Source organism: Pseudoalteromonas sp. SR43-3, from assembly GCF_014163875.1.
Taxonomy (GTDB): Bacteria; Pseudomonadota; Gammaproteobacteria; order Enterobacterales; family Alteromonadaceae; genus Pseudoalteromonas; species Pseudoalteromonas distincta.
Genome location: NZ_JACJEC010000002.1, coordinates 142,683 through 168,594, shown reverse-complemented (window position 1 = coordinate 168,594; position 25,912 = coordinate 142,683). Strand labels below are relative to the sequence as shown.

The window sequence follows — 25,912 nt, the reverse complement described above, 5'->3', positions numbered from 1 at the left end:
AAAATGCAGCAGTTTTAAAAATTAGTCTTTTGTGATTATCCAAGGAAATAACATGAAATTTGTAAAATCGAGCTTATGCTTAGCACTATTAAGTGGTTTATCTTTTAATGCACTTGCCGATGTAGACATTTACGGTAAAGCGAATGTAACAGTGCAATCATCTGATGACGGCGAAGGATCTTTTACTGAGATAAAAAGTAATGCATCTCGTCTTGGTGTTAAAGGTTCTGAAAAAATAAATGATAGTTTAGAAGCGGTATATAAGTTTGAGTTTCAAGTTGATGTGTCTGATGCTGATTCAAAAGGCGATAACGACGACAATATTTCTGCGCGTAACCAATACGTTGGTTTAAAAGGTGCGTTTGGCCAAGTGGTTATTGGTCGTAACGATACTGCGCTTAAACAATCTCAAGGTAAGTTAGACTTGTTTAACGACCTTGAAGGCGATATTAAAAATGTATTTAAAGGTGAAAACCGTTTAGGGAATACTGTTAGTTATTCATCAAACTCATACGAAGGTTTTAAAGTACTTGCTACTTTTGTAGCTGAAGATGATGTAGACGCTGATAACGGTTACTCAATAGCGGTTACTTACGGTGACGTGGCACTTAAAAAGAGCGCAGTATATGCCTCTATCGCAGCCGATAGTGAAGTAAATGGCTACGATGTAGTACGCGCGTCAATCCAAGGTAAAGTTGAAAACTTTAAGTTAGGTGCAATGTACCAAACACAAGAAAAAGTTGACGGCAGCGCAGAAGCGGATGGTTATCTATTAAATGCAGCTTACAGCATGGGTAACAACACATTTAAAGTACAATACCAAGACATGGACTTTGACGACAGCGACGATAAGTCAGCAATATCAGTTGGTCTTGATCACAAATTAAATAAAAACATTAAAGTATTTGGCTTTTACTCAAGCTTCGACATGGACAACAACGTTGACCAAGACTACGTAGGCTTAGGTATGGAATACAAGTTTTAACTATTCGCTAAATTAGTTAAAACACTCCCTTTTTAACCGCGCTCTTTTGAGTGCGGTTTTTTTTGCTTTAAATTATTTACTTAGCCGCCCATAATAGAGCTTCATTTGGAATGAGGTGCGAGTCCTCGACTGTTCCCGCAACTGTAATTAGCGCAAAGCTTTAAGTCAGATACAAATGGTATAATACCAATTTTATTAAAAACATGATCTTTCTAGCGAATTAAATAACTTACTAACTTCGTTAAAAATTATTCATATAGAACAAGTATATGTCATAATTTCCGCTTTGTTATTAAGCTATTTCTTTGTCGCTATAATAAATCACTAATTTAGTGCAATTGGTATAAATTCTTTTAACGAGCGGGTTTACTCATTTTTTCTTGTAGTGCATTAGTATTTTTATCGCATTTTAGTGAGTTTAATCCCGTCTAGGACTGACTATTGCACACTCAAACGCCATTAAATATACCATTACTAAACGTTAAAAACGTATCGTGGGGTATTGGCAATAAAACGATCCTCAAAAAAATAAACCTTAAAATAACCACAGGTAAATTTGTTGGTTTAATTGGCCCCAATGGCGCAGGTAAATCGAGCTTATTGCGTTGTTTATATCGTTTTAATAAACCCAGTGATGGCGTTGTAGAGTTTAACAACACCGATATTTGGCAGCTAAAAAGCGATGAGTACGCAAAAAAAGTAGCGGTTGTTTTACAAGAAACCCCGTCGCAATTTAACTTAAGCGTATTTGATGTTATTGCACTTGGGCTAACGCCTCATAAATCGCTATTTAGCTCAGTAACTAACATTGATAAACAAAAAATTACCCAAGCTATCAACACTGTAGGGTTGGCAGGTCATAGCGATCAAAGCTTTGAGTCACTTTCGGGTGGTGAAAAGCAACGTGCCTTGATAGCCCGCGCCATAGTTCAGCAACCTCAGTTGTTAATAATGGACGAACCAACTAGCCATTTAGATGTTAAATACCAAATACAGGTAATGGAGCTTGCTAAATCGTTGGGTGTAACGGTGTTTGCATCGTTTCATGATTTAAACTTAGCTTCTGCAATGTGCGATGAACTAGTGGTTATTAAAAATGGTGAAATTACACATACAGGCACGCCAAGTGAGGTATTAACCGAAAACATGCTAGGCGACGTTTTTGGTGTCTGCGCCCAAGTAAATAATCACCCGCAAATATCGAAGTCGGGAAATAGCATCCCTCATATCACTTACTTTTATGGTTACGAATAATATGAGCGCAGTTAATACTCGCCACTCACTTGCGCTATTCATCAGTGCTGCGGCTGCTTTATTTAGTTTATTTGCAGCACTTAGTTTTGGTGCAGCAGAGACCTCACTTCAAGATGTATTTAATAGCTTTTTGCTCTCAACTGATGTGTCTTTTAATTCGCGTATTATTTTTGAACTAAGAATGCCACGAACATTACTCGCCTTTTTAGCAGGCTCTGGCTTAGCAATTGCGGGGCTTATTTTACAAACGGTAACGCGTAACCCTTTAGCCGATCCTTACTTATTTGGTATATCGTCGGGCGCCTCATTTGGCGTGGTGTTACTTATGGCATTAGCAGGCATTAGCGCAGGTTTTATGTTATCGGCAGCAGCGTTATTAGGTAGCTTACTCGCTATGAGTTTATTAATTCTTATTGCAGGTAGGCAGCAAAGTGCACAGGTAGAATCAATGTTATTAGCTGGTGTTGCTCTATCGTTTTTATTTAGTGCGTTTACCAGCTTGTTGCTTTATTGGAGCGACCCTCAGGCGGTAGCCGCTATTTTATTTTGGACACTGGGCAGCTTTTCGCGTGCGCAGTGGGCTACGCTTAGTTTGCCTTTATTGGTAATTACATTGTGTACGTTTGTAATGCTGAGCTTTAGAAGGCAGCTAAATGCTATGTTACTGGGCGATGAAAGCGCAATTACATTAGGTGTGAGGGTTCAGCGCTTTAGAATACTTATGCTGGTTTTAAGCTCATTAATTACCGCTGTGCTGGTGGCTATGTGTGGTGGTATTGGGTTTGTAGGATTAATGGTGCCGCATATTGTGCGCTTTTTTATATCCCAAGGCACCATCGCTGGCTTACTGGTAACCAGCTTGGTGGGCGGTACATTTATGGTGTGGGTTGATGTACTTTCGCGCTCATTGCTGAAAAACCAAGAACTGCCCGTAGGTGTTATTACTGCAGCTATTGGTAGCGTGTTCTTTTTGAGTCTATTGTTTTTTAGAAAGCGAAGGGTGTAATTCCATGAAAACCTTAATGGTGCAAGGCACTACATCAGATGCTGGTAAAAGCACTTTAGTTACTGCCCTTTGCAGGGTGTTTGCTAAGCGAGGGGTAAAGGTTGCGCCTTTTAAACCACAAAATATGGCACTTAATAGCGCAGTAACAAAAGATGGCGGCGAAATTGGTCGTGCGCAAGCTTTGCAAGCAATAGCAGCTAAAGTAGAGCCAGAAATAGACTTTAACCCTATATTACTTAAGCCTAATAGCGACACGGGCGCACAAGTAATTATTCACGGAAAAGCCGTTAGTAATATGGAAGCGGGCAAATATCACGACTATAAAAAAGTGGCGATGGATGCAGTAATTACTTCACATAACCGCTTAGCTAAACGCTTTGAATTACTCCTTGTTGAAGGGGCTGGGAGCCCTGCTGAAATAAATCTGCGTGAAAACGATATTGCTAATATGGGCTACGCCGAAGAGGTAGATTGCCCAGTAATTATAATTGCTGATATTGATAAAGGCGGCGTATTTGCACACTTGGTAGGTACGCTTGCGTTGTTAAGCGAGTCAGAACAAGCGCGCGTAAAGGGTTTTGTTATAAACCGCTTTAGAGGCGATATAGGTTTGCTGCAAGGCGGGCTTGATTGGCTTGAAGAATACACAAACAAACCCGTACTTGGCGTATTACCTTATTTACACGACCTTGCGCTTGATGCTGAAGACGCCGTCGCAATTGATAATAACGTAACTAACGCCACAATTAATATTGCAGTGCTGCTTGTACCCCACATTAGTAACCACACCGATTTTGACGCACTGCGTTTGCACCCAAACATTAATATAAATTACGTGCGCCATACGCAAACGATCCCAGACGTTGATCTGATAATTCTTCCAGGCAGTAAAAACGTGCTGGGCGATTTAACCTTTTTGAAAAATGAAGGCTGGGAGACTCAAATTAAACGCCACTTACGCTATGGTGGTAAAGTACTTGGCATTTGTGGCGGCATGCAAATGCTGGGCAATACGCTTAACGATCCCGAGGGTATTGAGTCATCATTAAAGCAAGTAAATGGGCTTGCTCTGTGCGATTTTGAAACCACGCTAACAACACAAAAAGTATTAACTAAAATAACCGCTACACTGCTTTTAAATAACCAATCAACACCCTGTAGTGGTTACGAAATACATGCAGGGATTAGCCAAGGTGCGGCGCTTAATAAGCCATTTTTAACCTTTGATGAAAGCCACCCACATGGCTTTACGTTTGATGGCTTTATTAGCGATGATAACGCCATTGCGGGCACTTATTTACATGGCTTATTTGATGAAGCCGATGCTACATCGCAAATTTTAAAATGGGTAAAACCAAGCGCCTCAATTAACCCAATTAGTATTGCCGCTCACCGCGAGCAGCAGTTAGAACGATTAGCAACCATGTGCGAAACGCATTTAAACATACAGCAAATTATCTCGATTTATGAAGGGCACAATAATGACTGAACAAAACAACGATAAGCATAAGCAGCGCCAACAAAAAGTAAAAGAACAAGTGGATGCACGTGTTGCCGCCGCACAAGATGTAAAAGGTATTTTTCAGGTAATTACCGGTAATGGTAAAGGTAAATCAACCTCAGGCTTTGGCGTTGTAGCACGCTGCGTTGGACATGGTAAAAAAGCAGCCGTTTGCCAATATATTAAAGGTACGTGGGAATGTGGCGAGCGTAATTTATTACAAAGTGCAGGTGTTGAGTTTGTTGTAATGAACACCGGTTTTACTTGGGATACGCAAAATAAAGAAGCCGATACTGCAGCCGCGCAGGCAACATGGCAAGAGTCAAAACGTATGCTTGCTGATAGCAGTATTGATTTAGTATTACTTGATGAGCTTACGTATATGGTGACTTACGGCTACGTTGATTTAGATGAAGTAGTAACAGCCCTTAATAACCGCCCACCCATGCAGTCAGTTATTATTACAGGGCGTGCAGCACATCGTACTTTAACCGACCTTGCCGACACAGTAAGTGAAGTGCGTAATGTAAAACATGCATTCGACTCAGGCATAAAAGCGCTCGAAGGGTTTGATTACTAATGTTTAAAGCGTTTTTTATTGGGGTGCTGCTTTTTTGTGTATCGGGCAGTGCACTTGCAGAGCTGGCTAATGATTCTAAAAAACTGCGAATAATCGCGCTTGCACCGCACATTGTCGAAAACCTATTTGCCATAGGGGCGGGCGATAATATTGTGGGCACGGTTGATTACGCCGACTACCCAAGTGAAGCCCAAAGTATTGAGCGCATAGGGGGTTATTACGGCATCTCGCTTGAAAAAGTGTTAGCGCTTAAACCCGACTTAGTTATTGCGTGGAAAAGCGGAAATCAAAGCGAAGATTTAGCCCAAATAGAGCGTTTAGGTATAAAAGTGTATTTGAGTAACCCCGTCACAATCGCTGGTGTAGCCGACGAGTTACTTACTTTTGGTGAATTTACAGGGAATATTGAGCAAAGCCAACAAGCGGCAAGCGCATTTACACAAAAACTAAACGCGATTATTAAAAGCCAGCAAGATAAAAAAAATATTACCGGATTTTATCAGTTATGGGCTGAGCCCATGATGACGGTAGGTAAAAACACATGGATAAATCAGCTGATTGAAACATGCCATGTAAGTAATGTATTTGCCGATAGCGTTACAGATTATCCGCAAATTAGTATCGAAAATGTTATTGTTACTAAGCCACAAGTTATTATTATCCCTGATGAAAAATCAAAAACACCACAGCCGGTTGTTAATTGGCAAAAGTGGCCAGAAGTACCAGCAGTTAAAAATGATCAATTTATTAGCGTAAATGCCGATTTATTACATCGTTTTACCCCGCGCATGCTAGATGGACTCGCGGATATGTGTGTTAAAATAGACGCATCACGTAAACAGATTAAGAGTACGCAATGAGCAATTGGGCTACATTTTTAGAAAGTGAATTACAGCAACCTTACATGCAGCAAACGTTAGAGTATGTGGCTAATCGCCGCAATGAAGGTGTTGCTGTTTACCCGCCTGAAGCTCAAGTATTTAGTGCTTTTGATGCCACCGCACTTAATGACATCCGCGTCGTAATTTTAGGACAAGACCCATACCACGGGGAAGGGCAAGCGCATGGCTTGTGTTTTTCGGTATTGCCTGATGTAAAAAAACTGCCACCGTCGCTTAAAAATATGTACAAAGAGTTAGCTGTCGATATCAGCGGGTTTATTATTCCTGAGCATGGTTACCTGCAAAGCTGGGCAGATCAGGGCGTGTTTTTACTCAATACAGTATTGACCGTTGAGCAAGGGCAAGCGCATTCACATAAGCATTTAGGATGGGAGCTATTTACCGATAATGTAATTGCCCATATTAATAAGCACTGCGAAGGTGTGGTATTTATTTTATGGGGGGCACATGCACAAAAAAAAGGTAAAGACATAGATAGCGCTCGCCATCATATTTTAAAAGGGCCGCACCCATCGCCGCTTTCGGCGCATAGAGGCTTTTTTGGTTGTAAGCATTTCTCACAAACGAATGAGTTATTGCAAGCCAAAAAAAATAAGCCAATTAACTGGCAAATCTAATTTATTCTAAAGAACTCAAATTGTTTAAATCATTAAAAAAGGCTTCCAGATTCTGGAAGCCTTTTTGTTTAGTTGGGGCGTATTGAATTAAAAATCGAGCTCATCAATTGCAATACTGTCTGTAAAGTAGTCTAGTTCTTGTAGTTCTTTACGTAGGCGCTGTTTGTCTTTTATTGCTTCTATTTCACGCCATTTTCTTTTTTTATTTTTCTGAGAGGTTTTTCTTGTTGTATCTGGTCCTTCTAATATCTCTAATATATCGTTTAGGCTATCCATGAACTTCTCCTATTGATTTTATTGACCTCAAGAATACCTATACCACAGGCCTAGTTAAAATAGAATAAAAAAGTGACAGTTATGTTACATAAGTGTGATTAATTGATGAAGGTTTATACGAAGATTATATGAAGGTTAAATAGAGAAGTAGCCTATTTTAGGCATAAAAAAACGCCGCTATTGCGACGTTTTCTAAAACACGATTATAGCAAATTACATTGCTTTAAAACGCGCTTCTAGTTGTTCTTGTGCATCAGCAAAAGAGCGAATACCTTCAGCTAGTTTTTCAGTAGCCATAGCATCTTGGTTATGTAACCAACGGAACTGCGCTTCTGTAAGTGGCTCTGGTTTTGGCTCTTTAGGAATATCTGTTTCTAGCAAGTATTCCTGTGCGCCTTCAAGGTTACCTAAATCTTCTAAAAGATTAGGGCTAATAGTTAGCTTGTCGCAACCAGTAAGAGCAATAATTTCGCCTGTATTACGGAAACTTGCACCCATCACAACTGTTTTGTAATCATGGCGTTTGTAAAATTCAAAAATGCTGCGTACAGACTGAACACCTGGATCTTGTAGCGGATCGGTTGGTTTTTCCATACCGTTAGCAACATGCCAATCTAAAATACGACCAACAAATGGCGAAATTAGAAATACGTTTGCATCGGCACATGCGCGAGCTTGGGCATCGCTAAATAGTAAAGTAAGGTTACATTTAGTACCTTCTTTTTCTAGCTGCTCAGCGGCTTTAATGCCTTCCCACGTAGACGCTACTTTGATTAAAATTTTATCTTTGCTTACACCTTCTTTTTCGTAAAGGCTAAGTAGGGTATGTGCTTTATCAATAGTCGCTTGCGTATTAAACGAAAGGCGTGCATCTACTTCAGTAGAAATATAACCAGGTACAATCTCACTAATTTCTTTACCAAGTAACACGGCAAAGTAATCGCATGCTAGTTCAAGTTGTTTAGCTGGCTCTTGCTCGGTTTCTTTTGCATAGCTCCAAGCTTTATCTAGGTAAGGCTTATATGCTTCAATCTCGCTCGCTTTTAATAAAAGCGACGGGTTTGTAGTTGCATCTTCTGGTTGATGCTTTTTAATAGCTTCAATATCACCAGTGTCGGCTACGATAGATGAATGTTGTTTTAGCCTTTGTAGAGCTGAAGTCATTTGCTTTCCTCATTCCAAGCAAGTTAAAAGAAAAATCTAATCACTCTTAATATATACAATCCATACTGCAACAGTGTGACAATGCTTGATAGGTCTTATGTCCTTATCAATAGAAAAACGGCAATGCATGAGTTATTAAGAGAGGATTTATTTAAACAAAACGTGCTTTTCGTTTCATTTAATGTTGAAATTGACACTAAATAAATTACAAGTCAATAGCTAACTATGATCACTGTTATTTCACCTGCAAAAAATCTTGATTACGAAACGCCACCCGCAACAGACAAGTTCACTCAGCCTGAATTACTAGAGCACAGCGAAGAGCTCATGAAAGTATGCCGTGAACTAACACCAGCGCAAATTGGCAGTTTAATGAAAATTAGCGATAAGCTATCTGGGCTTAACGCAGCACGCTTTAGCGAGTGGGTGCAGCCGTTTACACAAAGTAATGCTAAACAAGCAGTGCTTGCCTTTAATGGCGATGTATACGGCGGTTTAGATGCAAGCACGCTTAAAGCTAGCGAGCTTGATTACGCACAAAACCATTTACGTATCCTTTCTGGCTTATACGGCTTATTAAAACCACTTGATTTAATGCAAGCTTACCGTCTTGAAATGGGCACCAAGCTTGAAAACTCGCGTGGCAAAAACTTATACGAGTTTTGGGGCAGCGTAATAGCGAACAAACTAAACGACGTATTAAAAGCACAAGACGCGCAATACTTAGTTAACCTTGCTTCAAACGAATACTTTAAAGCGGTAGATAAAAAAGCATTAAATGCACAAATTATTACCCCACACTTTAAAGACTGTAAAAACGGTCAATACAAGGTAATTAGCTTTTACGCTAAAAAAGCACGCGGCATGATGGCGCGCTACATTATCGAAAATAAAGTAACGCAATTAAGCCAACTTAAAGAGTTTACTGTGGCGGGTTATTACTTTAGCCCTGAGGCAACAGTTAAAGAGCTTGAGCCGGTATTTATGCGCGACGAACAAAATTAGGTCATAAGCTTAAATAAACAATTGAAAAGCCATGCATTGCATGGCTTTTTTGATACTGGCGTTATATTTGCAGCTATATCTAATATTAATGAGATTATTAATTAAATAGGTGCAAACAAAATGATCAGTATTCCGTCAGTTGGCGAAGCCGAAAAACTAATAGAGGAAAAGCTCGGAGGGTGGTTTGATGTTGTTATCAGCCATATCCCTAATTTTATAGTGGCAATTGTAATTGCCATAGTATTTTCAATATTGGCGCGCTTTGCTGGCAAGCTGATGAAAAACGTGTTGCGCCGCTCTCTCGATTCAACGCAAATTGCCGACTTAATGGCGTCAATATTTAAAGTTATTGTGTTGTGCATAGGTTTATTTATAGCGCTCGATTTTGTTGGCTTAAAAGGCACTGTTACTTCGCTACTTGCTGGTGCGGGTATTGTGGGTTTAGCCATTGGTTTTGCGTTTCAAGACATGACCGAAAACCTAATTGCAGGTATAGCAATGGGTGTACGTAAGCCATTTAAAACAGGTGATGTAATAGAAACCGATGATGTGTTTGGTTCGGTGCATTCTATAAACCTACGTAACACGCTAATAGAGAGCTTTTACGGGCAACTAATACTTGTACCAAACAAAGTCTTATTTAGAAATGTACTAAAAAATTACACCACGCTAGGTATAAGACGTATAGAAGTACCCGTAGGTATTTCGTATGGCGACGACATAGAAAAAGCAAAAGACGTTATAGTCGATAAAATTAACGAATTTGACTTTGTAATACGTAAAGACGAAACCGCTGTATACGCTGAAGGTTTTGGCGACAGCAGCATTAACTTACTGGTGTGGTTTTGGATTAAATACCCAGGCGAGCCTGACTTTATGACGGTACGCCACAAAGGTGTTGTTGCCGTTAAGCAAGCATTAGACGAAGCTGATATTAGTATTCCTTTCCCAATTCGTACTTTAGATTTTGGTATTAAAGGCGGTGAGAAACTCGATGCCATGATAAGCGATAAAATAAGCCAGCAGTCATCCAATAAAGACAGTAGCGACGGTGCTGACTCTAGCCAAAGTGAGTAATTTAGTTAAAACTCATTAGGCAAAAGCATTGGGAAATAGTTACTTACCAACAGCGCAATTTTACAGAGTAAAATTGCGCTTTTTTATAAATGGATTATTAGCTAAAAGTTTAAATACCTAGTTTTGTGTTTATTGAATATCAATTCAGATTAGTTGCGTTTGGTCATGGGAGTATTAACAAGTAAGATTAGTGTTTACCCAACGATTTTTTTACTGCCTTGCCGCACACTCTGAAAAAACGCTCTCATCTATTTCAATAACTAAATAAATCATCCTTTTTAAGCCCGTTAGGTCGGCTAAAGAATCTGTGTAAGCTTTTTCAGTATCAATTGGGTTAACTTAAGGGTTAAAAGAGCAAAGACAAACACGCTAGCGTCAATTCTAAATCTATCTTCTTAAGTATAAGTGTGAGCTATCGTTTTAAGGGGAGGAATAATCGTATTGCTTAGGCTTTATTTTATCTTTTTTACAGCAGCAAAACTTGCCTTAAACTGAATATAAAAAAGCGCAGCTTGTGTTGGAGTAACAAGCCGCGCTTATGAATTAGTTATACAAATAGGTTTTTGTGGTACGTATTAAATAACGCTAATTTTGTTACGAATGATTTTAACCCCATCTATATTTTCTAGAAATTTTTGAGCTAGTGCGCGCTGAAAACCAGTTTGTGCTTCACCGTATAAATCTACTTCACCATTTTTTACCTGCACACGAATATCACTTAACGTCAGGTTAGGGTTAGTTCGTAGGGTGTTGGTGATAGTTTGTTGTAGGTTAGGTTGAGTGGCTACACTGCTTACTACGGCCATGTTGGTTGCTGCACTTACCTTTGTAGCGCAAGCTAATAAAAATAAACAACAAAATGATACTAAAGCGATAGTTAACTTGAAGCGGTTCATAACTTAATCCTTACATTACGGTGAATAGTGCAGCCACAAAATGGAAATTCCATCGGCTAGGTTATCTTTGTAGTTACAATTTCAGTGCCAATATTAACGCTATGAAATATAAGGTAATTTTATTAAGTGGGAATTAAGGTGGGCAAAAATTACATTTAAATGAGTATGAGTTACATGCTTGGGTTACATATGTAACAGGTACAAACACCAGAGCCTGTAAGGCTTGCATTAAAAAAGCCGACAAAAGTCGGCTTAGAATAAAAATATGTTAGGTTACTTTTTCTTTTTAACCTTGGCCTTTTTCTTGGCTTTCATTTTTACTGGATCTTTACGCTTTTTAGCCGGCGGCTTAGCTTCTTTATGCTGTGGCTCAACACCTTTAATTACACGGCGTTTTAGTTTTTGTTCAACGTAGCGCTCTACTTTATACAAAATACCAATGTCGTGTGCTTCAACTAATGATATTGCAATCCCTTTTTTACCAGCACGGCCAGTACGACCAATACGGTGTACGTATACGTCGGCAGTGCGCGGCATATCAAAGTTAATAACGTGGCTAATGTCAGATACGTCAATACCACGTGCAGCTACGTCGGTAGCAATTAAGATACGTGTTTTACCACTGTGGAAGTTTTCCATGGCTTTCATACGTTTGTCTTGTGGCATTTCGCCGCGTAACCAAGCTGCTTTAACGCCGTTATTGGTTAGCTCGCCAATCAGTGTTTCTAAACGCTCACGGGTTTTAACAAACACAATTGCTTTAGTCACGTCTGGACCATTTAAGGTATTTACTAAAAGCTCTAGTTTATGATGATAGTCATCGGCTAAATGTACCCACTGGTGAATTTTAGCTTTTTCTTTACGTGACGATTCAGCTTCTAATAGAGCTGGGTCGTTTAATGTTTTTTCAGCAAACCTTTCTACGCTGTCACCTTCGAGTGTTGCTGAGAATAAAAAACATTGGCGACGATTTTTAGCTTCGTCACAAATACGGCTCATTTCTTTTTTGAAACCCATATCTAACATGCGATCTGCTTCATCAATAATAAGCATTTCTACGTGTTCAGCATGAAAGTTTTCGGTTTCTAGGTATTCCATTAATCGACCTGGTGTGGCGATTAAAATATCGTTATTTTTTTCAAAAATTTCTTTATGCGTGCCGTAGTTAATACCGCCTGTTACTACACCAATTTTTAGGTGTGTGCGTTTAGCTAGCAGTTCACATTGTTCATGAATTTGATAAGCCAACTCACGAGTCGGGGTCATAACGAGGACGCGCGCAAAACCAGGATCACGACGTGGGAAATCCAGTAAGTACTGAATAGCCGGAATTAAAAATGCCGCTGTTTTACCTGTACCAGTAGGCGCAGATGCTAAAATATCGCGCCCCTGAAGTGCTTCAGGAATAGCTTGTTGTTGAATGCTGGTTGGCGTCTCGTAGCCCATTTTATTAATGGCATCGAGTAGCTTGTTATCAAGATCAAATTCAGAAAATTGCATAGAGTGTCTAAAATAAGGGACAATTACCCTGATTATACGCGCTATGCTGCGCTTGGTGAATGAAAAGGTGAAAAAATGTCTGGTTTTGTATTTAAACAATTTAAAGTTGAACACGACCACTGTGCAATGAAAGTTTCTACCGATGGCATTTTGCTTGGCGCATGGGCTAATTTAAGCGGTGCAAAGTCATTACTTGATATAGGCACAGGCACCGGCTTACTAGCACTAATGTGTAAGCAGCGCAGTAATGAGCTTGGTATAACTGCGGTAGAAATTGACGAAAGCGCCTATACCCAAGCATTACAAAATGTAGCTAATAGCCCGTGGCCAACTATAAGTATTACGCACCAAACTATTCAAAGCTTTAGTAGTGAAGTTAAATTTGATGTTGTTATCTCTAATCCACCGTATTTTAATCATAGTTTAAAAGGCGATAATGCTGCGCGTAATACCGCGCGCCATACCGACGGCTTAAGTTTTGAAGAGTTAATAAATGCGTTTAAACGTTTAAGCCATAGTGGTTCTCGCTTTAGCTTAATACTCCCAAGCGTTGAAGGCGCATTATTTATTGAGCTTGCTACTCAAAATGGGCTTTATTTAAATACTCATTGCCAAGTAAAAGCCACGCCCAACAAAGATATTAGCCGCAGTTTAATGACATTTAGCTACGTAAAAAGCGATATAGAATCATCAATCCTGTGTATTAGAAACTTAGATAATACCTACACTGCTGATTATATAGCCCTATGCAAAGCATTTTATTTGAAAATGTAAATTGCCAAGTTATGTAGGTTATCTAGTAATAAAGGATAATTTACCTATTATGCATACGTATTCAGTTTTTATTTAATCAATTCTCAATCTAGTGTTAACCACTTGTAAATAACATCGGGTAGTTGTTTTGCTCGCTCAACAGTTGGATCACACACTATGAAACTCAATAAAATAATCACCACCGCAGGTTTAAGCCTAGGGTTGCTCTTACCGAGTATTGCCACAGCTACGCCCACCGCATTTGTGCATTTGTTTGAATGGAATTGGCAAGATGTAGCGCAAGAATGTGAGCAATACCTAGGACCAAAAGGCTACGCTGCAGTACAGGTCTCGCCGCCTAATGAGCACATTACAGGAAGCCAATGGTGGACACGTTATCAGCCAGTAAGTTATGAACTGCAAAGTCGTGGCGGAAACCGTGCGCAGTTTATCGATATGGTAAATCGCTGTAGTGCAGCTGGGGTTGATATTTACGTTGATACGCTTATTAATCATATGGCAGCAGGAAGTGGCACTGGCACAGCGGGAAATAGCTTTGGTAATAAAAGCTTTCCTATTTATAGCCCACAAGATTTTCATGAAAGTTGTACCATTAATAGTTCTGACTATGGCAACGATCGCTACCGAGTACAAAATTGTGAACTCGTTGGACTTGCCGATTTAGATACCGCTTCAAACTATGTGCAAAATACCATTGCAGCATATATTAACGACTTACAAGCTATTGGCGTAAAAGGCTTTCGGTTTGATGCTTCTAAACATGTTGCAGCAAGCGATATCCAAAGTTTAATGGCCAAAGTAAATGGCTCGCCAGTGGTTTTTCAAGAAGTGATTGATCAAGGTGGGGAGGCTGTTGGTGCCTCTGAATATTTAAGCACAGGTTTAGTAACTGAATTTAAATATAGCACTGAGCTTGGTAACACCTTTAGAAACGGCTCGCTTGCATGGCTGAGTAATTTTGGCGAAGGGTGGGGCTTAATGCCAAGCTCTTCTGCGGTGGTTTTTGTAGATAATCACGACAATCAGCGCGGGCACGGCGGCGCTGGTAATGTAATTACCTTTGAGGATGGCCGCTTATATGACTTAGCCAATGTATTTATGTTGGCTTATCCGTACGGTTATCCAAAAGTAATGTCGAGTTATGATTTTCATGGTGATACAGATGCTGGTGGGCCAAATGTACCTGTACATAATAATGGTAACTTAGAGTGCTTTGCTAGTAATTGGAAGTGTGAGCATCGCTGGTCATATATTGCAGGCGGGGTCGATTTTAGAAATAACACCGCCGACAATTGGGCAGTAACAAACTGGTGGGATAACACAAATAATCAAATATCATTTGGCCGAGGTAGCTCGGGTCATATGGCTATTAACAAAGAAGACTCAACACTTAGAGCAACTGTGCAAACCGATATGGCGCCAGGGCAATACTGTAATGTGTTAAAAGGCGAGTTGTCAGCTGATGCTAAAAGTTGTGGTGGTGAGGTTATAGCGGTTAATTCCGACGGTACTATTAATCTTAATATTGGCGCTTGGGATGCGATGGCAATTCATAAAAATGCCAAGTTAAATACAAGTTCAGCCCCAAGCACTGAAGGTGACTGGCAGCGAACGGTTATTTTTATTAATGCACAAACACAAAGCGGACAAGATATGTTTTTGCGCGGTGGGATTGACCACGCTTATGCAAACGCAAACCTTGGTCGAAATTGCCAAACAAGTAATTTTGAGTGTGCAATGCCTATTCGTCATAATAATTTAAAAAATGTAACAACAAGCCCTTGGAAAGCAAATGATAACTACCTTGATTGGTATGGTATAGAAAGTGGGCAAAGTAGCGAAGCAGAAGGTTCTGCGACCGACTGGACAACGAACGTTTGGCCTGCTGGTTGGGGCGCTGAAAAAACGGTAAACACCGATGGTTTTGGTGTAACACCATTAAATATATGGGGCGAACACTATTGGATGCTTGATGTGGATATGGATTGCAGTAAAGCGGTTAATGGATGGTTTGAACTAAAAGCATTCATTAAAAATGGCCAAGGATGGGAGACAGCCATTGCACAAGGCAATACACCTTATACAAGCACTAATCATATGGCGCAATGCGGAAAAGTTAATAAATTTGAGTTTAATAATTCAAGTGTAGTAATTCGTAGTTTTTAAAAGTAAACAAAAAAGCTCATATGAAAACCTAAACTAATGATTATTAGTTTAGTTTTTTTATTTTAGGTACAGCGCTTTAATAGTTTGTTTATAAATCACCTGTTATGATTCACTCATTAGTTACATTGAATTAAGACAACACAATGAAAAAATTAAATAAAATAATACTACTAAATACATTCTCTGCGGTTGTTTTGGCAAGCCAAAGTGCACTGGCAGCCATGACCCCAGTTGGGCTTTGGAAAACGATTGACGAGGATACAAACCAAGCTAAGTCGTATGTACGTATTACCCAAACCAACGGTACTTTAAGCGGTAAAGTTGAAACAATTCTTAACCCTGCAAAACAAAACGATATATGCAGTAAGTGTGATGATGAGCTAAAAGATCAGCCTATTTTAGGAATGACTATAATCACCGATGTAAAAGCAAAAGATGATGGCGTATGGGGAGACGGTGAAATACTCGATCCAACAAATGGTAAAACCTACACCTTACAATTAACCCCGCAGGATGAAGGTAAAAAGCTCGAAGTGCGCGGTTACATTGGCTTTTTTTACCGAAACCAATATTGGCTAAGAGTTGAGTAAGTTTAACTACTTACTTAATTACTAAACGTTAAATAATTAAGCATTAACTGAAATCATTTTTGCGCTTTGCCTTTCTTACTCACTAAGCCTGCCATATTTAATTGGCATAAAATTTTGAGTAAATAAAAGGGTAAAATATGATTAAGTACATAGTTGCTTTAATAATGCTTAGCACACTGTTAATAAGCGGTACGGCAAACGCAAAGGATGATGCGGTAAACACGGGCTGGTTTAATAACACGGCTATTAAAGGGTACGACAGTGTTGCTTATTTTACGCAAAATAAAGCCGTTAAAGGCAATGACAAATATACGTTTAGTTATTTAGGTGCCGACTGGCATTTTTCGAGTGAAGAAAACAAAACGGCATTTGCAGAAAACCCAAAGCGTTATGCTCCGCAATACGGTGGCTGGTGCGCTTATGCAATGGCTGATGAGGGGGATGCCGTAGGGGTTGACCCAGAAGCATTTTATATTCACGAAGGTAAGCTTTACTTAAATTACAGCCAAAGCGTACAACAAAAATGGTTAAGTAATTTATTGCCGTACATTGTAATGGCTGATGGATATTACCCACAAACGACCAATGTTATGACGTTTCAATAAATTACTCATATTACTAATCAAAAGCCCGCAACTAAACTAGTTGCGGGCTTTTTACTTATTAGCTAATTAATTAAAGCGTTTCGCTATATTCAGTCATTACCTGTTCAACCCATGTTGCAATACGCTCATCGCTTAGCTCGTATTGGCTGTCTTCGTCGAGCGCAAGACCAACAAACTGTTTACCATCAGGGGTTAATGCTTTTGAGGCTTCAAACTCGTAGCTACTGTCATTTGGCCAAAAACCAAGTTGAGTAAATGTTTGCGTATTTATTTCGTCGTGTAGCATGCCTAGGGCATCTTGAAACCATTGCCCGTAACCTTGTTGATCGCCCATGCCAAATAAAGCAATGGTTTTACCATTTAGGTTTACGTCGGCTATGTCGTCCCACTTTGACTCCCAGTCTTCTTGTATTTCACCAAAATCCCATGTTGAAATACCAAAGATGATAAAGTCGTACTGCTCTGCATTTTTTAGTGGCTCGTCTTTAATATTGTGCAGGGTAACTATATCGGCACCAATAATGTCGCGAATCTTTTCTGCTGCCATTTCGGTGTAGCACGTAGTAGAACCAAAAAATAAACCAATTTGCATCGTATTTATCACTGTGTAATTGCCTGATATGATAGGCTCAAGTTTACCGTAAGGTATTTTTAATTGATACCTTAGCAAAGCATGAGAGCATAATGTGACAACGCTATCTGACGATTCTTTTGAAAATAACAGCAGTATGAGCAGTAATAGCGACTACCTAGAAACCTTTTTAGATAGCCTGTACTTAGAACAAGGCGTAAGCGAAAATACATTAAGCGCTTATCGCAGTGATTTAGATAAGTTTTGCCTATTTTTAAAGGGCGAAAATTTAATGACGGTAACGGGGCTCGACATAGAAAGCTATTTAGCGCATCGAGTTGATTTAGGTTTAAAACCACGCAGTACAGCACGTAGCATTAGTGCGCTAAAGCGTTTTTATCAGTACTTTGTGCGCGAAAAAATAATTAGTGATTCGCCCATGCTAAACATAGCTCAACCAAAAGCCGGACAGTCGTTACCAAAAACACTCTCAGAAGCTGAAGTTGAGGCATTGTTAAATGCGCCCAACACAGAAGAAGCGATGGGACTGCGCGACAAAGCCATGCTAGAGCTACTTTATGCAACGGGGTTGCGTGTAAGTGAGCTTGTTGGACTGCGCATGGAGCAAATTAATTTGCGCCAAGCGGTGGTGTTTGTAAAAGGTAAAGGTAATAAAGAGCGCTTAGTGCCATTGGGTGAAGAAGCCATGTATTGGCTGGAGCAATTTTTAAAGGGTGGGCGTGCACAAATGATAAAACACGCCACCGATTTTGTGTTCCCATCTAAGCGCGGAGTAGGCATGACGCGACAAACCTTTTGGCATAGAATTAAACACTATGCTATTTTGGCATCAGTTGAGTCTCCATTATCGCCCCATACCATGCGCCATGCTTTTGCTACGCACTTATTAAATCATGGGGCAGATTTACGTGTGGTACAAATGATGTTGGGCCATAGCGATTTATCAACGACGCAAATTTATACCCATGTTGCCAATGAACGGTTAAAGTCGGTACACGCAGAGCATCATCCGCGAGCGTAAGTTTGAAAGTAAATATTATTAAGCCGGTCAATATATTAAGTATTTTTAGGATAGAGAGAAGTTATGAAAAAATTAATGTTAGCAGGTGCCATGTTGTGCACAAGTATTAGTGCATTTGCAAATGGCGTTGCTGTAACACCAGATGCTAATGATCCTATTATTACTAAATTTGCCGAGCTTGGTGTAACTGTAAAGCAAATTAACCCAAGCCCAGTAGCGGGTTTAAAAGAGTTGATCACTAATAAGGGCGTGCTTTACGCAAGTCCAGATGGTCAATTTTTAATGCAAGGCACGTTAATCGATTTAAATAATCGTAACAACTTAACAGAGCAAGCATTAAACGGCGTGCGTGTAGAGGGCATTAAAGAATACGAAGATTCGATGATTGTGTACAAAGCACCAAACGAAAAACACAGTATTACCGTATTTACCGACATTAGCTGTGGTTACTGTCGTAAATTACATCGCGAGTTAGACGATTTACTTGATGCGGGTATTACCGTTAAGTACCTTGCGTTTCCACGTGGTGGCTTACAAGGTTCAGGCTACGCCGATTTAATGAACGTATGGTGTGCACGCGATCAGCAAGAAGCACTAACAGAAGCTAAGTCGGGTACAAGCACTAAAGTAGTTGCAGGCTGTAGCGCACCGGTTGCAGAGCATTACCAGCTTGGTCAAAGCTTTGGTATTAGCGGCACACCTGCCATTATTTTAGAAGATGGTACGATGATCCCAGGTTACCAGCCAGCAGCAGCACTAAAAGCAGCATTAGATGCTAACAAAGCGTCGTAATACGTTTTATAGCTAATAAAAAGGCCTTAATGGCCTTTTTTTGTCTTTTTAATACGACCCAATAAGTTAAAACTCTGCATGAAAAAACTAATCATTGCGCGTGAAAACGTTGACGACTCGCATCTACCGAGTAATTTACACCCTGTAATTAAACAAATTTATGCTAACCGCAATGTATTTAATGCCGATGAGCTAAATAACAGCGTAGCTACGCTTCACGACTTTAAGTTGTTTAAAGATATCGACAAAGCCAGCGATTTATTAATTGAAGCATTAAAGACGCAAAGCCAAATATTAATAGTCGGCGATTTTGATGCTGATGGCGCAACAAGCACTGCAACATTAATGCAAGGCCTTGAGATGTTTGGCTTTAAGCATTTAGATTACTTAATTCCTGACCGGTTTAGCTTAGGTTATGGTTTAAGCCCCGCACTTGCAGAGCAAATAGTACAAATAAAGCCTGATTTAGTGATCACCGTAGATAACGGCATATCGTGTATTGCTGGTATTGATATTTTAAAAGCGGTTGGTATTAAAGTGCTGGTAACAGATCATCACTTACAAGGTGAGCAGCTGCCAAATGCCGATGCAATAGTAAATCCAAATAGGCACGAATGTAACTTCCCGTCTAAATCTATAGCAGGCGTTGGCGTTGCTTTTTACTTACTAATAGCACTGAGAAGCGTAATGCGAGACCTTGGTTATTTTGAGCAGCAACCGCCGCCTAATTTAGCTAACTTGCTCGACATTGTAGCGCTTGGTACGGTTGCTGACGTGGTCGCACTTGATGCAAATAACCGCACCCTAGTACATCAAGGTTTAGCACGTATTCGCAGTGGTAAAACACGCCCTGGCATCACCGCGCTTATTGAAGTGGCTAACCGCAATGCTGCGCGCTTAAGCGCAAGCGACTTTGGCTTTTCACTTGCGCCGCGTTTAAATGCAGCAGGGCGATTAGACGACATGAGTTTGGGTATAGCATGCTTACTTAGCACCGATATAAATCAAGCACGTAGTATTGCCAGCGAGCTCGATAGCTTAAACTTTGCAAGGCGCGAAATAGAACAAGGCATGCAAGCCGAGGCGCAAGCCGTGCTTGATAGACTCGCATTTAGCGACGATAACGTCCCTGATGCAATCTGCTTGTTTCAAGACGATTGGCATCAAGGTGTTATTGGCATTTTGGCTGGTCGCTTAAAAGAAAAATACCACCGACCAACCGTTATATTTGCTGGTGGCGAAAACGGTGAAATAAAAGGTTCGTGCCGCTCTATAGAAGGGTTGCACATGCGCGACTTACTCGAAGGGCTAAATACAGCCGACCCACACTTAATTAATAAGTTTGGTGGCCATGCAATGGCCGCTGGTTTAAGTATTAATGAGCAACACTTTAATGACTTTAAAAAAGCATTTGATGCTGCCGTGAGTGCGCAACTGAGTGAAGAAAGTAAACGCTGCATTGTATTTACCGACGGTGAGCTGCCAAACGACTGCTTTACGATGGAGTTTGCTCAGCTATTAAAGCAATCGGGCCCGTGGGGGCAGCAATTTCCTGAGCCGGTGTTTGAGCACACCTTTGAAGTAATACAGCAGCGCATAGTCGGCGAAAAGCATTTAAAGCTGGTGCTAAAGCATCAATCAGGGCGATTAGTTGACGCCATTGCCTTTGGTATTGATGTAAAAGAATGGCCCGACACAGAAGCGAAGTTTGTAAAAGTAGCCTATCAACTCGATATAAATGAGTTTAGAGGTAAATTTACGCTGCAATTAATAGTTAGAGAGCTTGAAAAAGTGCACTAAAAAATATGCACAAATCATGCATAAAAGGCTAATAAAGCGCGCGGTTTTTTGTTAAAATCGGGCGTTTTTATCATTTGACGATAATTTGTTGCGAAAATCCCATGTAAAGGGGCGCAATTACCTAGCCATTTTGGAGTGATGTACATGTTTGAAGTGAATCCTGTGATTAACCAAATCAAGGAAATTCGCGAACGTACTGAATTGCTTCGGGGGTACCTTTGACTACGCTCTTAAACAAGAACGCCTAGAAGAAGTTAACGCCGAACTTGAAGATTCAGCCGTATGGAATGAGCCTGAACGCGCACAAGCGCTTGGCCGTGAAAAATCAGCATTAGAGGCTGTTGTTGAAACAATCGACAACCTTGTAGCCGGTACTGACGACGTTGAAGGTCTACTTGAACTTGCTGTAGAAGCCGAAGATCAAGATACCTTTGATGAAGCACAAAGCGAACTTAGCGATCTAAACGAGCAGTTAGAAGGTTTAGAGTTTCGTCGTATGTTTTCAGGTCCTCATGACTCAAACGATGCGTACCTTGATTTACAATCGGGTTCTGGCGGCACTGAAGCACAAGACTGGTGTAATATTCTACTTCGTATGTATTTACGTTGGGGCGAGGCTAAAGGCTTTAAAGTTGAGCTAGTTGAAGCAACCGACGGTGATGTTGCCGGTATTAAAGGCGCAACAGTTCGCTTTGTTGGCGAATACGCTTACGGTTGGTTACGTACAGAAACAGGCGTTCACCGTTTAGTGCGTAAAAGCCCGTTTGACTCAAGTGGTCGTCGTCATACCTCATTTGCTTCTGCGTTTGTATACCCAGAGATTGACGATAATATTGAAATTGATATTAATCCGTCAGACCTACGTATAGACGTTTACCGTGCATCAGGCGCGGGTGGTCAGCACGTTAATACCACCGAATCGGCGGTTCGTATTACTCACGTACCAACCAATACCGTAGTGCAGTGTCAAAACGAGCGTTCACAGCATAAAAATAAAGCCCAAGCGATGAAGCAATTAAAAGCTAAATTATTTGAGCTTGAGCTACAGCAGCAAAATGCTGAAAAACAAACGCAAGAAGACGCTAAATCTGATATAGGTTGGGGTAGCCAAATACGTTCATACGTACTTGATGACGCACGTATTAAAGATTTACGTACAGGCGTTGAAAACCGCAATACCCAATCGGTACTTGACGGTAACTTAGATAAATTTATTGAAGCCAGCCTTAAATCTGGCCTATAACCACCAAGCTAATAAAGAGCTAAAAAATGACTGATAAAATCCAAGACGAAAACAAGTTAATCGCTGAGCGTCGCGGCAAGTTAGACGCGATACGCGAAAATTGCCCAGCCAACGGTCATCCAAACCAATTCCGTCGTGAGCATTACACGGCTGATTTGCAAGCCCAGTTTGGTGATAAGAGCAAAGAAGAATTAGTTGAACTACAAGAAGTTGTGTCTATTGCTGGACGTATTTTAGCAAAGCGTGGACCGTTTTTTGTAATTCAAGACATGAAAGGTCGCGTACAAGCGTATGCATCTAAAGATGTTCAAAAAGACCTTAAAGAAAAATATGGTCAGCTAGACACTGGCGATATTATAGGTGTTAAAGGCGCGTTAAATAAATCGGGTAAAGGAGATTTATACGTAGAAATGACTGAGTATCAATTACTAACTAAGTCACTTCGTCCATTACCTGAAAAATTCCATGGCTTATCAGATCAAGAAACAAAGTACCGCCAACGTTATGTTGACTTAATTACTAACGAAGCAACGCGCGAAACATTCCGCATTCGCTCACAAGTAGTTGAAGGCATTCGTCGCTTTTTAGCAGACCGTGACTTTATGGAAGTAGAAACACCTATGCTACAGGTTATACCTGGTGGTGCATCTGCGCGTCCGTTTGTAACTCACCATAACGCGCTTGATATCGACATGTACCTACGTATAGCGCCAGAGCTTTACTTAAAGCGCTTAGTGGTAGGTGGTTTTGATCGTGTATTTGAAATTAACCGTAACTTCCGTAACGAAGGGTTATCTACACGCCACAACCCAGAATTTACAATGATTGAATTTTACCAAGCATACGCTGATTACATCGACCTGATGAACATTACCGAAGACATGCTACGTACTGTTGCAGAAAACGTACTAGGTAGTGCAATTGTAGTTAATACAACTAAGGACGAAAACGGCGAAGTTATCGATTCAGTTGAATACGACTTTGGCCAACCGTTTACACGTTTAAGTATGGCGGATGCTATCTTAAAATATAACCCTGAGTTTGATGCTGCGGTATTTAACGACCCAGAAAACCATTTTGAAGAGTTAAAAGCGTACGCTAAACAAGTGCACGTTAAAATTCCTGAGAACTGTGTTTGGGGTCCAGGTAAGTTTCTTTGTGAAATATTTGAAGAAACAGCAGAGCACATGCTTATTCAACCTACGTTTATTACTGGTTACCCGTGGGAAGTATCACCACTTGCACGCCGTAACGACGAAAACCCATTTGTTACCGACCGTTTTGAGTTTTTTGTTGGCGGCCGTGAACTTGCAAATGGTTTCTCTGAGCTTAACGATGCACAGGACCAAGCTGAGCGCTTCACTCGTCAAGTTGAAGAGAAAGACGCAGGCGATGATGAAGCAATGCACTACGACGAAGACTACATACGCGCACTAGAGTACGGCTTACCGCCAACGGCTGGTGAAGGTATTGGTATTGACCGTTTAGTAATGTTGTTTACTGATTCATCAACAATTAAAGACGTTATTTTGTTCCCGCATATGCGTCCACAAGCTGACTAATCTTTAGTAGTACAAAGTAAGTTAATAAACGCCGCTTAATAGCGGCGTTTTTTTTGCTTATAATTAGTGTTTTAATTAATAAGTACTACACTAAAAATTAAAGGTAATTATTAGTGCTGATTAATGTGCAATTCAGCTTCACTAACTTATTGTTATTGGAAGTTTTTAATATTAAAACTAACAGTGCTATAACTTTTTAGTATGATTGTTTTTTAAACATATGTTGTGTTTATACAAAGGTTTTAGCTAGAATACGCACGAAATTTACACTGCTGGTATTTAGCAGTTAAATATAGATTCTTAAAGGACTTAGAATAATAGTATGAAAGACAAACGAGTAGATGATTTATCAGAAGAGTGTACGTCAGAGCAAGAACGAAACGCTTACTACCGTGCTTGTATCGCTGAATTTCAACAATTAGGTTACCAAGAACAGTATTTGGCTCAGTTAACTGATGACTTAGTTCCCGTGCTAGGTGTTAATCCTTCAAATAAAAATACGTAACCCGCTTAAATTTCAAACTAATTACACTTTTAAACCAAGCATATGTGCAATCTGTAACCATATAGTCGTTTTTGGTAGAAAAGTGTTTGACATATTTTCTGAAATCTTTATTATACGCCCCACAAGACGGAGAGGTGTCCGAGTGGCCGAAGGAGCTCCCCTGCTAAGGGAGTATAGAGTTTGTAGCTCTATCGAGGGTTCGAATCCCTCCCTCTCCACCATTTCTTTTAATGGCGTGTTTTGTAAAATTTTAAAGTATGGGTGCATAGCTCAGCTGGATAGAGTACTCGGCTACGAACCGAGCGGTCGGAGGTTCGAATCCTCCTGCGCCCACCATACTTTAATAACTCGCTTAGAGTCTAAATAAGCAAAAGCTCTACTTAGAGTTAAAATAAGTAAACTATAAAGTGGGTGCATAGCTCAGCTGGATAGAGTACTCGGCTACGAACCGAGCGGTCGGAGGTTCGAATCCTCCTGCGCCCACCACTTTATAGACTCATACTTAGAGTATAAAAAAGTAAAGTGTTGGCTAAAGCCAAACGGTCGGAGGTTCATTCTTACAAGATACGTCCTGGGCCCACCACTTTATAGACTCTCACTTAGAGTAAAAACAAGTAATAGTAAAAATGAAAGCGGGTGCATAGCTCAGCTGGATAGAGTACTCGGCTACGAACCGAGCGGTCGGAGGTTCGAATCCTCCTGCGCCCACCACTTTCATGTTTTCATACACTTTTAAGTGTAAGAAAAATAAACCGATGGAAATCGGTTTTTTTATGCCTGAATTAATACGCTCTGCTTAGAGTTTAAATAAGCAATCTATGAAAGTGGGTGCATAGCTCAGCTGGATAGAGTACTCGGCTACGAACCGAGCGGTCGGAGGTTCGAATCCTCCTGCGCCCACCACTTTCATAAACAAGCCGACATTAAGTCGGTTTTTTTGTGCCTAAAATAAAGTGAAGTGAAGTGAAGTGAAGTGAAGTGTAGGTTTAGGTGAATTGAGAACCAAGCAGTCGGAGGTTCACTCTTACAAGATACGTCCTGCGCCCACCACTTTTCATAAACAAGCCGACATTAAGTCGGTTTTTTTGTGCCTAAAATAAAGTGAAATGTAAACTACCACTCCTGTAGCCGCAGAGCTTGCTCGCGTGAGAAGCGCCAGCTTCTAATTACTTACCACCGATATAACTGATACTTTATTTACGAGCTTCGCTCGTCGCGTCAGCAAGCTGTATGCCTACAAGTAAAACCAGTGCTAATCGTTAAATCCAAACTCCGAGCTTATTCATCTGTGGTAGACGCTGAGCTTGCTCGCGTGAGAAGCGACTGCTTCTATTCCCCCTCAAAATATAATTTATAAGATTTTATTCGTTGGCAACGCCAGAAGTAAGTAATTTATTCACAAAGAGGTTAAGAGGCGCTGCGCTTTTAGAGGTAGTAATAAAGCTAAGCTAAACTAATAAACCCGAGTTTATGTCTTCTCATTTACTTCTCTTTCGCTT

24 protein-coding genes, 5 tRNA genes and 1 riboswitch are annotated in these 25,912 nt (G+C 40.3%); of the genes, 24 read left to right on the top strand and 5 right to left on the bottom strand.

Translation table 11 applies throughout. The features are described 5' to 3' along the window. Positions 1-52 precede the first annotated feature (52 nt). From H5088_RS03120 to ung, 7 genes are all read left to right on the top strand, one after another. Positions 53-985, top strand: a complete 933-nt coding sequence (locus H5088_RS03120; RefSeq protein WP_182752186.1) for a porin — start codon at positions 53-55, stop codon at positions 983-985. Between the two features lie 61 nt (positions 986-1,046). Then, a riboswitch (cobalamin riboswitch) is annotated at positions 1,047-1,181 on the top strand. A gap of 245 nt (positions 1,182-1,426) precedes the next feature. Further along, positions 1,427-2,239: an ABC transporter ATP-binding protein gene (locus H5088_RS03115; RefSeq protein WP_182752185.1), complete on the top strand. Its 813-nt coding sequence runs from the start codon at positions 1,427-1,429 to the stop codon at positions 2,237-2,239. Between the two features lies 1 nt (position 2,240). Further along, positions 2,241-3,245: an iron ABC transporter permease gene (locus H5088_RS03110; RefSeq protein ID WP_182752184.1), complete on the top strand. Its 1,005-nt coding sequence runs from the start codon at positions 2,241-2,243 to the stop codon at positions 3,243-3,245. A gap of 4 nt (positions 3,246-3,249) precedes the next feature. Further along, entirely contained in the window at positions 3,250-4,734 is a 1,485-nt protein-coding gene (locus H5088_RS03105) for a cobyric acid synthase (RefSeq protein ID WP_182752183.1), read from the top strand. After that, positions 4,727-5,326, top strand: a complete 600-nt coding sequence (gene cobO / locus H5088_RS03100; protein ID WP_024604202.1) for a cob(I)yrinic acid a,c-diamide adenosyltransferase — start codon at positions 4,727-4,729, stop codon at positions 5,324-5,326. The genes H5088_RS03105 and cobO overlap by 8 nt, the downstream gene beginning before the upstream one ends. Next, the gene (locus H5088_RS03095; RefSeq protein ID WP_182749526.1) at positions 5,326-6,186 is read left to right on the top strand and encodes a cobalamin-binding protein; all 861 of its coding nucleotides are present in this window, start codon (positions 5,326-5,328) and stop codon (positions 6,184-6,186) included. Before cobO ends, H5088_RS03095 begins: the two co-directional genes overlap by 1 nt. Next, entirely contained in the window at positions 6,183-6,845 is a 663-nt protein-coding gene (ung, locus tag H5088_RS03090; RefSeq protein ID WP_182695436.1) for a uracil-DNA glycosylase, read from the top strand. Before H5088_RS03095 ends, ung begins: the two co-directional genes overlap by 4 nt. Before the next feature lie 87 nt (positions 6,846-6,932). Here the strand turns inward: ung and H5088_RS03085 are convergent, their stop codons facing one another. Together H5088_RS03085 and tal are read right to left on the bottom strand one after the other, a co-directional pair. Beyond that, positions 6,933-7,121: a DUF3545 family protein gene (locus tag H5088_RS03085; RefSeq protein ID WP_002961395.1), complete on the bottom strand. Its 189-nt coding sequence runs from the start codon at positions 7,119-7,121 to the stop codon at positions 6,933-6,935. Between the two features lie 213 nt (positions 7,122-7,334). Further along, on the bottom strand, positions 7,335-8,285 hold the full coding sequence (tal, locus tag H5088_RS03080; RefSeq protein ID WP_002961397.1) for a transaldolase: 951 nt from the start codon (positions 8,283-8,285) through the stop codon (positions 7,335-7,337). Positions 8,286-8,510: 225 nt separating this feature from the next. On the opposite strand from tal, the gene yaaA reads away from it, so the two are divergent. After that, positions 8,511-9,290, top strand: coding sequence for a peroxide stress protein YaaA (gene yaaA / locus H5088_RS03075; protein ID WP_182752182.1), 780 nt, complete (start codon positions 8,511-8,513; stop codon positions 9,288-9,290). Between the two features lie 120 nt (positions 9,291-9,410). After that, positions 9,411-10,367 carry a mechanosensitive ion channel family protein gene (locus H5088_RS03070; protein WP_024596180.1) on the top strand — a complete coding sequence of 319 codons (957 nt, stop codon included), beginning with the start codon at positions 9,411-9,413 and terminating at the stop codon, positions 10,365-10,367. A 575-nt stretch (positions 10,368-10,942) separates the two neighbouring features. Here the strand turns inward: H5088_RS03070 and H5088_RS03065 are convergent. Together H5088_RS03065 and srmB are read right to left on the bottom strand one after the other, a co-directional pair. Beyond that, entirely contained in the window at positions 10,943-11,263 is a 321-nt protein-coding gene (locus H5088_RS03065; protein ID WP_182752181.1) for a BON domain-containing protein, read from the bottom strand. A 273-nt stretch (positions 11,264-11,536) separates the two neighbouring features. Further along, positions 11,537-12,763 carry an ATP-dependent RNA helicase SrmB gene (srmB, locus tag H5088_RS03060; RefSeq protein ID WP_002961405.1) on the bottom strand — a complete coding sequence of 409 codons (1,227 nt, stop codon included), beginning with the start codon at positions 12,761-12,763 and terminating at the stop codon, positions 11,537-11,539. 75 nt (positions 12,764-12,838) lie between these two features. Between srmB and H5088_RS03055 the strand changes: the two genes are divergently transcribed. From H5088_RS03055 to H5088_RS03040, 4 genes are all read left to right on the top strand, one after another. Continuing rightward, positions 12,839-13,537, top strand: a complete 699-nt coding sequence (locus H5088_RS03055; RefSeq protein WP_182752180.1) for a tRNA1(Val) (adenine(37)-N6)-methyltransferase — start codon at positions 12,839-12,841, stop codon at positions 13,535-13,537. 156 nt (positions 13,538-13,693) lie between these two features. Beyond that, positions 13,694-15,703, top strand: coding sequence for an alpha-amylase family protein (locus H5088_RS03050; RefSeq protein WP_182752179.1), 2,010 nt, complete (start codon positions 13,694-13,696; stop codon positions 15,701-15,703). A gap of 143 nt (positions 15,704-15,846) precedes the next feature. Then, positions 15,847-16,293 (top strand): DUF2147 domain-containing protein, encoded by a 447-nt coding sequence (locus H5088_RS03045; protein WP_182752178.1) that lies wholly within the window; start codon positions 15,847-15,849, stop codon positions 16,291-16,293. A gap of 137 nt (positions 16,294-16,430) precedes the next feature. Continuing rightward, a complete protein-coding gene (locus H5088_RS03040) occupies positions 16,431-16,898 on the top strand; it encodes a YHS domain-containing (seleno)protein (protein ID WP_182752177.1) in 468 nt (155 codons plus the stop codon). A gap of 70 nt (positions 16,899-16,968) precedes the next feature. Here the strand turns inward: H5088_RS03040 and fldB are convergent, their stop codons facing one another. Further along, complete coding sequence (fldB, locus tag H5088_RS03035) at positions 16,969-17,490, bottom strand: flavodoxin FldB (RefSeq protein WP_024605911.1); 522 nt, start codon at positions 17,488-17,490, stop codon at positions 16,969-16,971. 94 nt (positions 17,491-17,584) lie between these two features. Between fldB and xerD the strand changes: the two genes are divergently transcribed. The 11 genes from xerD to H5088_RS02980 all read left to right on the top strand — a co-directional run bounded on the left by xerD (position 17,585) and on the right by H5088_RS02980 (position 25,316). Further along, on the top strand, positions 17,585-18,511 hold the full coding sequence (gene xerD / locus H5088_RS03030) for a site-specific tyrosine recombinase XerD (RefSeq protein WP_002961416.1): 927 nt from the start codon (positions 17,585-17,587) through the stop codon (positions 18,509-18,511). Positions 18,512-18,574: 63 nt separating this feature from the next. Continuing rightward, a complete protein-coding gene (gene dsbC, locus H5088_RS03025; protein ID WP_002961417.1) occupies positions 18,575-19,303 on the top strand; it encodes a bifunctional protein-disulfide isomerase/oxidoreductase DsbC in 729 nt (242 codons plus the stop codon). 78 nt (positions 19,304-19,381) lie between these two features. Next, positions 19,382-21,103: a single-stranded-DNA-specific exonuclease RecJ gene (gene recJ / locus H5088_RS03020; RefSeq protein ID WP_182752176.1), complete on the top strand. Its 1,722-nt coding sequence runs from the start codon at positions 19,382-19,384 to the stop codon at positions 21,101-21,103. A 144-nt stretch (positions 21,104-21,247) separates the two neighbouring features. Further along, a protein-coding gene (gene prfB, locus H5088_RS03015) for a peptide chain release factor 2 (RefSeq protein WP_100218355.1) occupies positions 21,248-22,346 on the top strand; the annotation gives its coding sequence in 2 pieces (ribosomal slippage) (positions 21,248-21,322 and positions 21,324-22,346; 1,098 coding nt in all). Between the two features lie 26 nt (positions 22,347-22,372). Beyond that, the gene (gene lysS, locus H5088_RS03010; protein ID WP_002961420.1) at positions 22,373-23,908 is read left to right on the top strand and encodes a lysine--tRNA ligase; all 1,536 of its coding nucleotides are present in this window, start codon (positions 22,373-22,375) and stop codon (positions 23,906-23,908) included. A gap of 322 nt (positions 23,909-24,230) precedes the next feature. Next, on the top strand, positions 24,231-24,413 hold the full coding sequence (locus H5088_RS03005; RefSeq protein WP_010553261.1) for a hypothetical protein: 183 nt from the start codon (positions 24,231-24,233) through the stop codon (positions 24,411-24,413). 128 nt (positions 24,414-24,541) lie between these two features. Then, a tRNA-Ser gene (locus H5088_RS03000) sits at positions 24,542-24,634 on the top strand. Between the two features lie 38 nt (positions 24,635-24,672). Further along, positions 24,673-24,749 (top strand) — tRNA-Arg (locus H5088_RS02995). 73 nt (positions 24,750-24,822) lie between these two features. Further along, positions 24,823-24,899: transfer RNA gene (locus H5088_RS02990), tRNA-Arg, on the top strand. A gap of 148 nt (positions 24,900-25,047) precedes the next feature. Beyond that, positions 25,048-25,124: transfer RNA gene (locus H5088_RS02985), tRNA-Arg, on the top strand. 115 nt (positions 25,125-25,239) lie between these two features. After that, a tRNA-Arg gene (locus tag H5088_RS02980) sits at positions 25,240-25,316 on the top strand. The last annotated feature ends 596 nt before the right edge of the window (positions 25,317-25,912 follow it).